The sequence below is a fragment of the Shewanella halotolerans genome, assembly GCF_019457535.1.
GTDB lineage: Bacteria > Pseudomonadota > Gammaproteobacteria > Enterobacterales > Shewanellaceae > Shewanella > Shewanella halotolerans.
This window is the reverse complement of the sequence record NZ_CP080417.1, coordinates 2399813-2414028: the sequence shown is the minus strand read 5'-3', so window position 1 is coordinate 2414028 and position 14216 is coordinate 2399813. Positions and strand designations below refer to the sequence as shown.

7 protein-coding genes are annotated in these 14216 nt (G+C 52.9%); 5 read left to right on the top strand and 2 right to left on the bottom strand.

Annotation, left to right across the window (positions count from 1 at the left end):
• Positions 1–58: 58 nt before the first annotated feature.
• A complete protein-coding gene (locus K0H81_RS10305; RefSeq protein ID WP_220058264.1) occupies positions 59–2887 on the bottom strand; it encodes a TonB-dependent receptor in 2829 nt (942 codons plus the stop codon).
• 485 nt (positions 2888–3372) lie between these two features.
• Here K0H81_RS10305 and K0H81_RS10300 point away from each other — a divergent pair, with 485 nt between their 5' ends.
• The 4 genes from K0H81_RS10300 to K0H81_RS10285 all read left to right on the top strand — a co-directional run bounded on the left by K0H81_RS10300 (position 3373) and on the right by K0H81_RS10285 (position 11401).
• Complete coding sequence (locus K0H81_RS10300; protein ID WP_220058263.1) at positions 3373–4998, top strand: alpha-glucosidase family protein; 1626 nt, start codon at positions 3373–3375, stop codon at positions 4996–4998.
• A gap of 125 nt (positions 4999–5123) precedes the next feature.
• Positions 5124–6389 carry a sugar MFS transporter gene (locus K0H81_RS10295; RefSeq protein ID WP_220058262.1) on the top strand — a complete coding sequence of 422 codons (1266 nt, stop codon included), beginning with the start codon at positions 5124–5126 and terminating at the stop codon, positions 6387–6389.
• Positions 6390–6541: 152 nt separating this feature from the next.
• Positions 6542–7762 carry an RsmB/NOP family class I SAM-dependent RNA methyltransferase gene (locus K0H81_RS10290; protein WP_220058261.1) on the top strand — a complete coding sequence of 407 codons (1221 nt, stop codon included), beginning with the start codon at positions 6542–6544 and terminating at the stop codon, positions 7760–7762.
• Between the two features lie 231 nt (positions 7763–7993).
• Positions 7994–11401, top strand: a complete 3408-nt coding sequence (locus K0H81_RS10285; RefSeq protein ID WP_220058260.1) for a DEAD/DEAH box helicase — start codon at positions 7994–7996, stop codon at positions 11399–11401.
• 20 nt (positions 11402–11421) lie between these two features.
• Here K0H81_RS10285 and K0H81_RS10280 read toward each other — a convergent pair whose 3' ends face one another.
• Positions 11422–11841: a secondary thiamine-phosphate synthase enzyme YjbQ gene (locus tag K0H81_RS10280; protein ID WP_220058259.1), complete on the bottom strand. Its 420-nt coding sequence runs from the start codon at positions 11839–11841 to the stop codon at positions 11422–11424.
• A gap of 317 nt (positions 11842–12158) precedes the next feature.
• On the opposite strand from K0H81_RS10280, the gene K0H81_RS10275 reads away from it, so the two are divergent.
• A complete protein-coding gene (locus tag K0H81_RS10275) occupies positions 12159–14045 on the top strand; it encodes a VRR-NUC domain-containing protein (RefSeq protein WP_220058258.1) in 1887 nt (628 codons plus the stop codon).
• The last annotated feature ends 171 nt before the right edge of the window (positions 14046–14216 follow it).

Here is a 14216-nt window from a genome sequence, read left to right as displayed (position 1 = left end):
ATATGAAAACACCTGCTTCAAGGGATCGAAGCAGGTGTTTTTCGGCTAATACCTAAGATTACATAGTGTAGCTAAATCCTAGGAAGTATTGGCGACCAAAGCTCTGGATGGTACCAGTTTGGTGTGTCTGACCGAAGTAGGTCTTGTTAGCTTCGTCTGTCAGGTTATTAACCTGGAACAGGAACTTAAGACCATTGTCCATCGCATAAGATGCCTGGTAGTCGAGAATGGTTTCTGCATCGAAGAAGGCCAGCTGAGATTCAACCGCAACTTGCTCAGAAACGTATTCACTACGATAACGCATGCTCAAACGGGTATCGAAACCATCCAAGGTGTAGAACAGAGTGGTGTTCAACACATGCTCAGACAGGCCTGGTAGTGGGATAGCTAAGCTTTCACCACTTAGGTCGGTTTCAAACTCTACTTCACTGTCAGAGTATGCGTAACTGCCGGTGAAACCTAGGCCGCTAAGTGCGCCCGGTAGGAAGTCGAATACCTGAGTGTAGGCAAGTTCGATACCGCGAATATAACCGCCGTTATCGTTGTTAACCGCCGTCTGATACTGACCTTCATTCTTAACGACAGGGAACTCTACGCCGTTATCGACAATAGTGTCTGGCACGATGAAGCCTGCTTCTTCGAAGTCAAATGGCTGGATAGTGAAGTTGTTGATGAATGACTTGATGTCTTTGTAGAACACGGCAAAGACGATCGCACCTTCAGACTCTTCAAAGTAGTGCTCATATGACAGGTCGTACTGATCGGCATAGAAAGGATCCAGTAGCGGACTGGTGTTACCCCATGCGTTGTACTTCTTGTAACCTGGCGTTGCAGAGTCGTCATACCAAGAACCCATACCTGACTTCAGCTTGTCGATTGGTGGACGAGCCATAACCGATGCCGCGGCAAAACGGATCTGATCGTTTTGGGTCAGGTGGAAGTTCAAGTTAACCGAAGGTAGGTAGTCGGTGTAAGACTTGCCCACTTTGTTGTGGATATAGTCGGTGCTGACCACGCCTTTTTCATCGATGATCTCTTCACCCAGACCGAAACCGACTTGTTGTAGACCTGTACTTGACTGATCTGTGTTAACCACACGCAGGCCGATATTACCTGTTACTGGGATGCTACCGATCTCGAAGTCTAGGTTAGCCTGCACATAACCAGCTAACACGTCTTCATTTACCGTACCGCTTTGGATCATAGTCCAGTTGTTTGCCCAGTTAGCGGTAGGAACGAAAGGATCTTGTCCTGTTGCCGCCAGTTGTGCGTTAACCAGATCCACAGCCTTATCAAAGTCGATCGCTAGGAAGCTTGGGTAGCCTGAAAGCTCGCCGCCAAAGTTAACCACGCGTGTCATGTCATCGGTTAGGGCTAGCACAGGTTGATTGTCTGGGTTGGTGCCAAATTCGAAACCATAACCGGCTTGAGAGCGCTGCGCGTTGAACTCACGCTCAGAGTATCTTACGCCGACGTCGATAGACGACACGAAGCTATTGTCTAGCTGGTAGTTCAGGTCGAGTTTGTAAGCGATCAGATCGTTTTGTTGATCATAAGGCCACATACCCACTTCTCTCAGACCTAGGGTCGAAGTATCTGTGTAATCCTTGGCGAAACTGATGTCGGCTGGATTGAGGTTGTTTAGCTTATAAGTGATCGACTCGGCCGATCTGACGTTGTTAGCCATGTCGTCATAGATAACGGCGCGGGTACCGCCGTTGACGAATTCACCGTCGGCAGAAGAGTAGCTGATGTCTGCGGCGATGGTGAGGTTGTCACCATTGGTCCATTCGATGTTAACGGCACCAGAGGTGAGCTCTGAGTATTTTGAGTCGTTATCGTTAACCACAAAAACGGCAAAGTTATCAGTACCATCGGTAGATACTGTACCACCGATCATAGAGCCGTCTTCGACAATGGCGTCGCTGATCTGACCGTTCTTTAATGATTTCACGCGGAAACCGCGGGCAAAGTTCTCTGAGTCGAACTTAGAGTGGAAGATGTCGCCCTTAAAGCTCCAGTTGTCGTTGGGTTGCCAGTGGATGGCGCCCATGTAACCGTCACGGGTGTCGGTACCACCTTTTTGTTGCATCTCGAAGCCTTCGCTGATGGACTCAAGGTTGCCATCACCGTTGACATCGCGTCTCTCATCGTTGAAACGTAGGCCGATGAACTGGCTTGCTACATAAGGTTGATAAAGATGTGCGTAACCCACGGCTACACCAAGGGTTTCATCTAGGAACTTGCCTTGGTAAGAGAAGCTTAGACGGTTGCCATACTCTTCTGCGTCGGCAATTTCACCAGCGCGATCGTTAAAGCTACCACGAGCATTAACGGTAAAGTTGTGTTCTTTTGGTGCCTGCAGCGGGTCGGCTGTTTTAAGCTCGACCGTGCCGGCAACACCGCCTTCGATAAGCGAAGCCTTTGGCGATTTATAGACTTGTGCCTGGTTGATCAACTCTGAAGGATATTGATCGAATTCGATCGCGCGTTTACCGCCGGTGGTAACCTGTTCGCGGCCGTTTAATGTCGCTGAAACGAAATCACCGTCTAAACCACGAATGTTAAGGCCACTCGCCTGACCACCGGTACGTACGGCAGTAACACCTGGCAAGCGGGTTAGGGCATCGGCAATTGATTGGTCAGGCAGGGCGCCTAAATCATCTGCAGAAATGGTTTCTGATACGGTATCGGCAAAACGCTTGTTGTTTAGCGACTTGATCACACTGGTACGGAAGCCACGTACCTCGATCACTTCAATCGACTCGTCTTGAGTCGTTGCCGTCGCCTCAGCCTTCGCTGCCTCGTTATCAGCTGCATAGACATTAATACAAACGCCGGCGGAAAGCAGGGCTAGCGTGAGTAGGTTAGGTTTAAATTGAAACATCCATCTTCCCCTTTTTTCACTCTATTCATTCTGTATTACTTCTTATGTGTGAAATAAGGGGGGACCCTTGTTCACAGCTATATAGGTGAATGAGAGTGCTTGTTATTGTACTTGTTTCTAAGTTGTTATGTAGCAGCACCGATACTACTCTCGCACTCGTCGCGGTCACAATATTATGCATACGTATTCAAAAGTGACCTCGGCCTCAAAAAGGGTGTCTATCGGGGTGCGTCAGCTCACAAAACGGCCTGCAAAATTCATTCTAACCCCATGTTTATATTTGTTTTTGTTCTAGGTGGTCAGAAGGTGCTTTAAGCCTGTCTGTTTTGCATACGTATGCAGTGGTGTTGAACCCGATTTCCCGGATGACGTATGCTCGTTTCATTCTAATAACAATTGTTCGTCGACAACGATCGGGTAACAGGTATGCAACCCAGGGGCAGGCACCTGCCTTTAATATAGTCGTTGGTGACCTAGGGGCGATAATGAACCAACTCTCCTGGTGGCGCGGCGCCGTCATCTATCAGATCTATCCTCGCAGCTTAATGGATTCCAATGGCGACGGTGTAGGGGATCTTCAGGGCATCATAAGTAAACTCGACTACATTGCGAGTCTGAACGTGGATGCCATCTGGATCTCGCCTTTCTTCAAGTCGCCGATGAAAGACTTCGGTTACGACATCAGCGACTACCGCGCTATCGATCCTTTGTTTGGTACCATGGCGGATTTCGACGAGCTGATCGAAAAGGCGCACGGACTCGGCATCAAGGTGATTATCGATCAGGTGCTCAGTCACACCTCAGATCAACACGCCTGGTTTAGCGAGAGTCGCCAGAGCCGGGACAACACCAAGCAGGATTGGTATGTGTGGGCCGATCCTAAGCCGGACGGCACCGCGCCTAACAACTGGCTGGCTATTTTCGGTGGCTGTGCCTGGGAGTGGGAGCCACGTCGTCAGCAATATTATCTGCATAACTTCCTGACCAGTCAGCCAGATTTGAACTTCCATAACCCTGATGTGCGCCAAGCTGTGCTGGATAATGTTAAGTTCTGGCTCGATAAGGGAGTCGATGGTTTCCGCCTAGATGCGATCACCTTCTGTTATCACGATGAGCAGCTAAGAGACAATCCGCCCAAGCCTGAAGACAAGCGTCAGGGCAGGGGCTTTAGCGAAGATAACCCTTACGCCTATCAGTATCACTACTATAACAACACCCGCCCGCAGACAGTAGGTTTCATTGAAGAGCTGCGCGCGCTGATCAACCAATATCCTGGCGTCGTCACCCTAGGGGAAGTCTCTTCTGAAGACTCGCTGGCGACCATGGCCGAGTATACCCAGGGTGACGACCGCCTACATATGGCCTACAGTTTCGAGCTGCTGACCGATGACTTTAGCCCGGCCTATATCCGTCACACGGTAGAGGCGCTGGAGCAGAGCATTGGCGATGGCTGGCCCTGCTGGGCGATAGGCAACCACGACGTGCAGCGGGTCGCAACACGTTGGGGCAGAGACGCCTTCAATAGCGATATGGCCAAGATGCTCAACGCTATGCTTTGTTCGCTACGGGGCAGTGTCTGTAGCTACCAAGGTGAGGAGTTGGGTCTTGGCGAGGTAGAGATCGCCTATGAGCAGCTGCAAGATCCGTTCGGTATCACCTTCTGGCCTATGTTCAAGGGCCGGGACGGTTGTCGCACGCCTATGCCTTGGCGCCATGACGCCAACCATGCAGGCTTCAGTGACAATACGCCTTGGTTGCCGGTACCGGCCGATCACAAAGCCGTGGCGGTCGATGTGCAGGAAGCTAACCCTGAGTCGATACTGAACCATTATCGTCACATGCTGGCTTGGCGTAAACAGCATCCGATACTCGTCACGGGTGATATCAAATTTATTGAATCAACTGATGCGCTATTGGTGTTTGAGCGTCGTCTAGGCGAGCAGACCCTGCTGGTTGCCTTTAACCTGAGTGGTCAGCCGCAGAGCTATAGCCTGGCAGGTCTGGGCGGGCAAGGTCTGACGCCACTGGAAGGGCATGGTCTGGCTAAGGCTGAGTTGAAAGGCGATGTCATTCAGTTCGACGGTTTCGGTTGTTTCTATGCCTGGAAATAAAGGGCTTGGAAATAGACGGCTCGGAAATAGCTAATCGCAAGTAGCTGGCTCTCGTTAGCCAGCTATTTGCGTGAAAAAATTTAACAGCACAAACAAAATATACAATAACAAAAGAGAACTACACCATGGCAATGATGCAACAAAGTAGCACGGCTACCGGGGTTGGCGGTGAGCAGGAGAACTATCGTTTTGCGTTAGTCTCCCTGACCTCGCTATTTTTCATGTGGGGCTTTATCACCTGTCTGAACGACATCTTGATCCCCCATCTCAAGGCGGCGTTTTCGCTCAACTATGCCGAGGCGATGCTGATCCAGTTCTGCTTCTTCGGCGCCTACTTCCTGGTTTCTATGCCGGCCGGTAAACTGGTTAAGGCCCTCGGCTATCAGAAAGGGATAGTGACAGGTCTGCTGATCGCGGCACTGGGCTGCGCGCTCTTCTATCCTGCGGCGGCGCTGGCCACCTACGGGCTCTTCCTCGGCGCCTTGTTCGTGTTGGCCTCAGGGATCACTATTTTGCAGGTGGCGGCGAACCCCTATGTGAATGCATTGGGTAGCGTAGAAACCGCCTCAAGTCGTCTTAACCTGACTCAGGCCTTCAACGCCCTAGGTACTACGGTTGCGCCATATTTTGGCGCCGTGTTGATCCTCTCTGTCGCCGTTGAAGCCAGCGAGACCCTGACTCAGGCACAAGCCGAGGCGGAAGTGGTTAAATTGCCTTATCTGATCCTGGCTACTGCATTAGGCGTGCTGGCGCTGGTATTTGCCAAACTGGATCTGCCGCAGATCAAAGAGCATTGTCAGAGCGGCGAGCAGGGCGAGGTGGTGCATAATGGCAAGACCAGCGCACTGCAATCACTGCACCTCGTGCTCGGCGCCGTGGGGATCTTCGTCTACGTGGGTGCTGAAGTGTCTATCGGCAGCTTCCTGGTGAACTTCCTGGCCCAGGATGACATTGCTGGGCTAAGTGAGGCCAGCGCCGCGAGTTACATCACCTATTACTGGGGCGGGGCCATGATAGGGCGTTTCATTGGTAGTGCCGTGATGCAGAAGGTGCCTGCCGGTACCGTGCTCGGTTTCAACGCCTTGATGGCGGCTCTACTGGTAGCATTGGCGATGACCAGCACGGGCACCGTGGCCATGTGGGCAATTCTGGCGGTTGGCCTGTTCAACTCCATCATGTTCCCAACCATCTTCAGCCTGGCGCTGCGGGATCTCGGCCCTCACACCTCACAAGGTTCGGGTGTACTCTGCTTGGCCATCGTCGGCGGCGCGATCCTACCTCTGCTGCAGGGTGTACTGGCGGATAACATAGGTATTCAGCATGCCTTCTTCCTGCCGATCATCTGTTATCTGTTTATTATGTTCTATGGCGTGAAGGGGTCTAAGCTCTAAGGGCTATGCTCTAAGGCTTGGGTCTTTAAACCTATAATTCAGAGGCAAGCAGCAATGCTTGCCTTTTTTATTGCCATAATGGCCGCTAGCGCTTGCCTATTAGGGGCTTAACTCCTATGATCGCCAGCGATTTTTATTATCTAGGCTCTATCATGTTAAATGCGTCGCTATCTCCAAGTTCAACCGAATTAGTTATCAATGTGCTGGCCATGGTGCTCGAAGAGGGCAAACCGCTGGACAGAGCCTATTCACATCACTTCTCTGGACTCAAGTTAGCGCCGTCAGAGCAGGCGCGTATCACCTATGTCACCGGCGATCTGCTGCGCCGCCTCAACTTCTACTGCTATCTGGCAGATATCTCAACCGATGAGATTGCCCGCATGGGGTCACGCCTGCTCAATGCCTGGCACATGGCGAATGAGCTGCCGATCCCTAAGTTGCAGTACACCTTGGCGATCGAAGAAGATGATTTTAATCAGCGCCTGGAAGCGGCCAAGCAGCAAGCGGCACTGTTCGATGGTTGTCCCGAGTGGCTCGATACCTTAGGCCAGGAGCAGTTAGGCGATGATTGGGCCAAGGAGCGGGCCGCGCTGGCACAGGCGCCAAAGCGTTACCTGCGCGTTAACCCGCTTAAGACAAATAGCGAAGATCTCGCCAAGCGTCTTGCCAAGGAAGGGGTCGAGACCCGTGAGGTGCCAGGCGTGCCAAGCGCGCTTGAGGTGATCTCAGATGCGGCGCTGTTTCGTACCGAGTGCTTCAAGCAGGGGCTATTCGAGCAGCAAGATGCCGGTTCTCAGCACGTTGCCGCCGCCGTGGGCGCAGAGCCAGGCATGCGAGTGATCGATGCCTGCGCCGGTGCAGGAGGTAAGACGTTGGCCATCGCCGCACAGATGCAGGGCAAGGGTCGTTTGCTGGCCATGGATGTGGAGCAGTGGAAACTGGATAACCTTAAGCAGCGAGCGCGCCGCGCCGGTGCCCACAATGTCGAGACCCGTATCATCGCCAGTAGCAAGACCATTAAGCGCCTTAAGCTGAGTGCCGACCGGGTACTTCTGGACGTGCCTTGTTCTGGCCTTGGGGTTCTCAAGCGTAATCCTGACGCAAAGTGGCGCGATACGCCGGATCGTCTGCCCGTGTTAGTCGAGCTGCAAAAGGAGATCCTGCAGAGCTATAGCCGTATGGTGAAGGTCGATGGTATCTTGATCTACGCGACTTGCTCTATCATGCCTCAGGAAAACCGCCAGCAGGTCGATGCCTTCCTGGCCGCCAACCCGCACTTTAGCTTTATCGACGATGAAACCGTGAGCGTGGCCGATACTGGCTTCGATGGCTTCTATCTGGCGCGTATGAAGCGTACCGCCGAGTCTGCATAATTTTTTGTGATCTAAAATTTTTGATCTCAGTCACAGGTGTCGGTTTAGGGCGTGGGTAACTGCGCAGTAAGCCGACACTTGACCTTAGTAGGCTACAACAAGCCTGACAAATAGTGATATCATCTCTCCTTTCAATCGCTGATCTTGGTCTATCTGCTTTTTTCTCGGACGATGTTATTACAAACGGCTGTACAAGAGTTTTCACATCAAGAAAGGTTTTCCGCGCTGCAAGTGTTATTGGGCGGTCGGCTGCTGGAGTGTCAGCGCCAGGCCCATATCATCCGCGGCGTCTTTGCCGGTGAGCCTAAAATAACCTGCCAGGTCTCACTCAACGATCAGGGTAAGATAAGCGGTCGCTGCGACTGTGGTCAGCCTCGTTGTGCCCATCAGGCGGCGTTAGTGATCGAGCAGGCTGCGCTTCGCGCCCTCGATGAGCAGGGGCGTTCCAGACGCTCAGATACGGCCATTCGCCTGTTTAGAAGCGATCTCAAGGAGCGTTTCGATCCTTTCCCCACCATGGCGCGCCATCGCATCCTCTACCTGATAGTGCCGAGCGAGACAGGCTTACTGCTTAAGGTATTAAAGGGCTATCTGAATAAGAACGGTCGCTACCAGCTCAAGGGTCCACTAGGATTCGAGCTGCTGCAGAGCCAGCCTGTGCCCAAGTATGTCAGTCAGACAGATCTCAAGTTGCTGCACACACTCAGGGCGTTTGCAGCTGACTTTAGCAGTCAAAATATCGGTGAACTCAGCAATGCTCTTGGCAGTAGCACTGAAGACAGTAGTAGCGGCGCCGAAAGCCGCAGTGAAAAGACAGGCCAGGCCCAGTTGCCCGAGTATTTAACCTCTGTTGCATCCGGCCTGGAGGCTCAAACGGCGCAGCAAGATCTGTTACCAGTCGAAACATCAAGTGAGCAGGCGATCATTATCGATCTCGATTGCGCCTTTGCCGAAACGAATAGCGATACAGATAACACCAATGACAGCTCGGCGCAGCTTGGCAGCGATTTTTATCGTCTGCTGTTTGCCAGTGGTCGCTGTTTCTTTGGCAAGGTGGCGGGGGAGCCGGTGCGGCTTGCAACCCACTATGATGAAGACTTCCTAGATGAAAGCTTCATGCTGCCCCTTTGCCCCGGTGTCTGGCTAGATACCTGCTCGGGCACAGGGATCATCGATAAACGCCGTGACGTGCGGGTGAATCAAACCCTGTTAGAAGGCGTGGATCTCGACGGCGACTGGTTGCCAAGGCTAGAGATCGCCCGCGAGAGCCTAGATCAAAACTGGCTTGAACCTCTGCTGGCGCCTATCGATGTGGCCAAATTTTCCATGGTGCACCGCGGCCACCGTTATGACTTCGAATCACTCAGTTATCTTGGTGCGGGCCATAAGGCCTTCATGGCGCAATTTGCCAAGTGTCAGCTGCTGCTTAATCCCTTGCCGCTACTCACCAGTCAGTTCGAGCCAGCCGTGACTGAATCACTCGGTGAGGGCCTGCGTCTGGTACCGGGGGAGGCGAGTGAGCATGTGGTGTTGCTGCGCACGCTCTCGCTCAAGGGCTGGCAGATTGAACTGGTGGCCAAGCAACGTTTCGTTCAGGTGGCGGCCAATGCCTGGTATGGCGAGGTGAACAGCGCCGACAAGGATTGGTTCGAGCTGAGCCTTGGGGTCGAGGTCGAAGGAAAGCGGGTTAACCTCCTGCCATTGCTGGTCAACCTCATTCGTCAGGGCAAGCTTAGCCGAGATTTCAATCAGGTAACGAGCGCCGAACAATCTGACGCAACCCATGGTGAGAGTCAACCACAGGAGGTGGCGCTGGAGCTGGAATCTGGTGCCATACTTACCCTGCCGGCTGCGCGTATTCAGCGCATACTTGGGGTGCTCGACGAGCTCTTTACTCAGCAGCCGCTCAACGATCAGGAAAAGCTGGTGCTGGCACGCCATCACCTCGGGCGCATTCCGCTGCTCGATGATGCCTTAAGTCAATCTGAGCAGGCGCTGACTTGGTCGGGTGAAGCCAAGCTGAGGCAACATGCCAAGGCGCTCGGCCGTTATCTCAATGAGCAGCAGAGCAGGCGCGCAGATAGGCTGGGCACCATAGACTTTGTTACCCCAGATGGGCTCAACGCCGAGCTGCGCCCCTATCAGGTAGAGGGGGTCGCCTGGCTACAATTTATCAAGCGACACGGCTTCGGCGCCATACTGGCCGATGATATGGGGCTGGGTAAGACGCTGCAGACCTTGTGCAGCATCTTGCTGGATAAACAGGCCGGGGTGACCAAGGCGCCTGTGTTGGTTATCGCGCCAACCAGTTTGCTCAGCAACTGGCAGCGGGAGATCGCCCAGTTTACCCCAAGCCTGAGTAGTTTCGTCTGGAGCGGCCGCGCCCGTCATGATAACGAGCAGGCGCTGACGGATGTCGATGTGCTGATCACCAGCTATGGGATCCTGGCCCAAGACGCCGAGCGGCTGACCAAGCTCAATTGGCATCAGGTGATCCTGGATGAGGCGCAGACCATCAAAAACAGTCGCAGCCGCATCACTAAGCTGGTGAACCGGCTGCAGACTCAGCATCGTCTCTGTCTTACGGGCACGCCGATGGAAAACCATCTTGGAGAGCTCTGGTCGCTGTTTCATTTTCTGATGCCGGGCTTTCTCGGCATGGCCACTCAGTTTCAACGCCAATTTAAACAGCCGATAGAGAAAGATCATTGCGACGCCAGTCGTCAGCGGCTGGCTCAGAGGCTTGCCCCTTTCATGCTCAGGCGCACCAAGAGCCAGGTGGCGACCGAATTGCCCACCAAGACAGTGATCAACACCCTGATCGAGCTCAGCCAGAGTCAGTCGGATCTCTACGAGACCATACGCCTCACCGTGGCCGAGCAGGTGCAACTGGCCCTGAGACAAACCGGCGCCAAGGCCAACCGCCTGATGATCAGCAATGCGCTGCTTAAGCTGCGTCAGGTGTGTTGTCATCCGGCAATGCTAAATCTGGGCCAGCTGGGGCAGGTTGGCGAGACTGATAGTTCAAAAACGGCTATTTCACCCGAGCTAGACTCTCGCCAAGGTGTGACGGGCTTAGATGGCGCATCGGATGAGCTTAACGCCGAGTCCTCCAAGCTTGCCTGGCTGGAGAACAAGTTGCCGAGCATGATAGAAGATGGTCGCAACATACTGATCTTCTCATCATTTACCAGCATGCTGGATCTGATCGCCGAGCAATTGGATCGCCAGCAGATAGGCTATGAGATGCTTACCGGGCGAAGCCGTCATCGCGATCGCATCATAGAGCGTTTTCGTCGCGGCGAGGTCAATGTGTTTCTCATCAGCCTTAAGGCCGGTGGATCTGGTCTCAACCTGACCGAGGCGGATGTGGTGATCCATGTGGATCCTTGGTGGAACCCAGCCGCCGAAGAGCAGGCCAGCGACAGGGCCTACCGTATAGGGCAGGACAAGCCGGTATTCGTCTATAAGCTTATCTGTCAGAACACGGTCGAGGAGCGCATTCAGCAGCTGCAGCAGAGCAAACAGGCGCTAGCCCAAAGCATGTATCAGACCGAGAGCCTCACGGCCGCGGAGATGGATAAGGATGATTGGCTGGCCCTGCTTCAACCCATCACAGAGCAGCAAATCGCAAATTGATAGGGGCCTCTTGCCCTAGATTATTCGCCCTGGATGGTGAGTAACAGGGTACGGCCCCCGGCGCGGTTGCGTGCCTCGCACAGGTAGATCCCTTGCCAGGTGCCCAGATTGAACTCGCCGTCGGTGATCGGCAGGGTAAGCTCGCAGCCCAGCAGGGATGATTTGAGATGCGCTGGCATGTCATCATCACCCTCATAGGTATGGGTGTAGTAGGGCTCATTCTCCGGCACTAGACGGTTAAAGAAGCGCTCGAAGTCTTCCCGCACGCTGGGGTCGGCATTTTCGTTGAGGGTGAGTCCCGCCGAGGTATGCTGTAACAACAGATGGGCGAGACCTATCTTAATCTCGCTAAGCTGGGGGGCGGCGCGATAGATCTCTTCGGTGATCAGATGATAACCGCGCTGTCTCGGGGCTAGATTAATCTCGACTTGAATCCACATGATCAATTTTCCTACGCTATTTTTATCGCCAAATTGCGGCACTTTTTGTTATTTTGCTAAGAGTGCTTCAACTTCTCATGCTTGTAAATAGACTTTTAAGTAAGCGAGTAAATAGGCTTGTAGAGGCTGTTATAAAAGGAATCACCACTAAGAGTATAATCGCTGCTTAGGGGATGATGAATTGACCAAGACGAGCGACCAAGACAGAGCGACCAACACAGAGAAACCTGATCTCAATGACGCAGCGAGAGGACGAAAAGCCTGTAGGGGTTAAAAAACCGGTAAGGATAAGTGGAGAAGCGTCAAGCACGGCTAAGGTGCTTCCGACCTATTACTACCTCAGCAATTTTCAGCTAATGCTTGAGGGCGTCGCCCGCCGCTATGGCGATCTCCTCGATGAGGTCGAACTCGGCTTCATCGATACCTTCTCAGCCTTGACCCCTGATGCACAGTGCCTGCTTGTCAGGCTTATCTCCCGCAAGGGCCCCTGGTTCTGTGAGGCTCAGCTAAATTACAGTGAAATCGAAGCGATCCCAGATGCCATATCCGCGCTTTGTGGGCACAGTCTGATCTGCTATGAGCAGCCAGATGAGTCCTGGCTACTGCACAAGAGCACTAAGGCGGAGCTGAGCCAGGCCTTGGTTGAGATAAGCCAAGCCTTGGTTAAGGATATCAGCCGGTTAAAGAAGAGTGAGCTTATCCAGTATGCCCAAGATGCAGGCTTGTTACCACATCTGCTGAGGCGTTTAGCACCAGCACAGCATTGGTTTTGCCTTAGCCCTCAGGCCGTCTATCGCCGCTTCGAATTACTCTATTTTGAGCGCATGAGTCAGTCCTTGAGTCAGTTTATCTTGGCCGATCTTGGTATTCATAATTTTGAAGCCTATTCGACGAGCATCGCCAGTCGTAGCTTTAATACGCGAGCCGAGATAGAAGGCTTGTATAGCTTGTTTGAGCTTTACGAGGAGTTTGAGGAGGGTGGGCTGAGCGGTAAGCCCAGTGAAATTGATATCAAAAAGTTTGATTCATTTTGTCAAAGAATCACCGAGCTGCCCGATTTCACCAAAGAGGCTGGGAATGAAAAGCTGAATCGCATGACCCAAGGGCTCTGGTTAATGGCGGCGCGCCAATTGGAGCGCTTAGGCTATTTTGAGCGCGCCTTAGCCCTGTATGCTAACACAGCGAGACCGCCGAGCCGGGAGCGCCGGGCTCGCTGCCTGAATAAGCTTGGCCGTGATGATGAGGCGTTAGGCTTAGTTGAGTTGATGTTAGCGTCTCCAATGGAGGAGAGTGAGCGTCTGGTCGCAAGGCGTTTGCAGAAAAGCCTTCATCGCAGCCTGGGACGGGCGGCGCCTAAGCCGTGGCAAGGGGAGTTTGATACCTTCAAACTTGAGTGTCAGCGCACAGCAACCGATGAGAGCCTGGAAGGCGAAGAGTCAAACGCCCAGCGCGTCGAGCAATGCGCCGCCAGACACTTGAGCACTATGCAGGGTGATAAGCTGCGGCTTTGTGTTGAGGTAGAAAATCGCCTCTTCTGTAGCCTGTTTGGCCTGGCTTTCTGGGACATCATCTTCGCCGATGTCGGCGGCGCCTTCGCTAATCACTATCAGAGCAGGCCGAGCGACATGTACCAGAGTGAGTTCTACCCAAGGCGCAAACAAGCGATAGATAAGAGACTCGTGGCATTGGCCTCGGGTGATACCCAGATGATCATGGATCATTTTCATCAAAAACGCGGCATCACCAACGACTGGGTACACTGGCCATTGTTTGAGGAGCTAAACCTAGATCTGCTTGAACTTAGTCTGCTTGAGCTCGGCATAACGAATAGGCAAGACAAAGATGCGATGCCGCTTCTCCTGCACATGGTACTAAAGGCATTCAGCGGCGCCTTTTTGGCGAAACTATTTCGACAGATGCTGTTCGATCTGCGTTATTACCGCACGGGCTTTCCCGATCTTATCTGTTTTCATCTAACTGCCGAGCATCAAGTAACAGAACGTCTAGCAACTGAGCATCGAGCAACTGAACGTCACGCAACCGATGACCGGGCACCAAGCTTAGCTCATAACAGAGTCACAGCCGAGCTTATCGAGGTGAAGGGCCCGGGAGATGCCCTAAGAGATAATCAGACAATCTGGCTGGACTGGTTTAACCGCAACGGCGTTAAGGCCAGCGTCTGCTATCTCTCTTGGCTCGACTAACATTGAGTAACCTTGACTAAAAAGGGTGTTCGCCCAGGTGTTTTCATAACGCATACTCTCTCTTGCGAAGTGGTATAACTGTATCTTTCGCTGTCCTAATACCATGATTTTTTGCTAACCTCGTTAATAAGATAGGAGACTTTTGTTAGTAAAGTGCGCCCGGTACAAGCG

Bases quoted from the DNA above. Each gene is read 5' to 3' on its own strand.
- K0H81_RS10295 (WP_220058262.1), top strand. From the start codon at position 5,124: ATGGCAATGATGCAACAAAGTAGCACGGCTACCGGGGTTGGCGGTGAG.
- K0H81_RS10280 (WP_220058259.1), bottom strand. From the start codon at position 11,841: ATGTGGATTCAAGTCGAGATTAATCTAGCCCCGAGACAGCGCGGTTAT.
- K0H81_RS10300 (WP_220058263.1), top strand. From the start codon at position 3,373: ATGAACCAACTCTCCTGGTGGCGCGGCGCCGTCATCTATCAGATCTAT.
- K0H81_RS10290 (WP_220058261.1), top strand. From the start codon at position 6,542: ATGTTAAATGCGTCGCTATCTCCAAGTTCAACCGAATTAGTTATCAAT.
- K0H81_RS10305 (WP_220058264.1), bottom strand. From the start codon at position 2,887: ATGTTTCAATTTAAACCTAACCTACTCACGCTAGCCCTGCTTTCCGCC.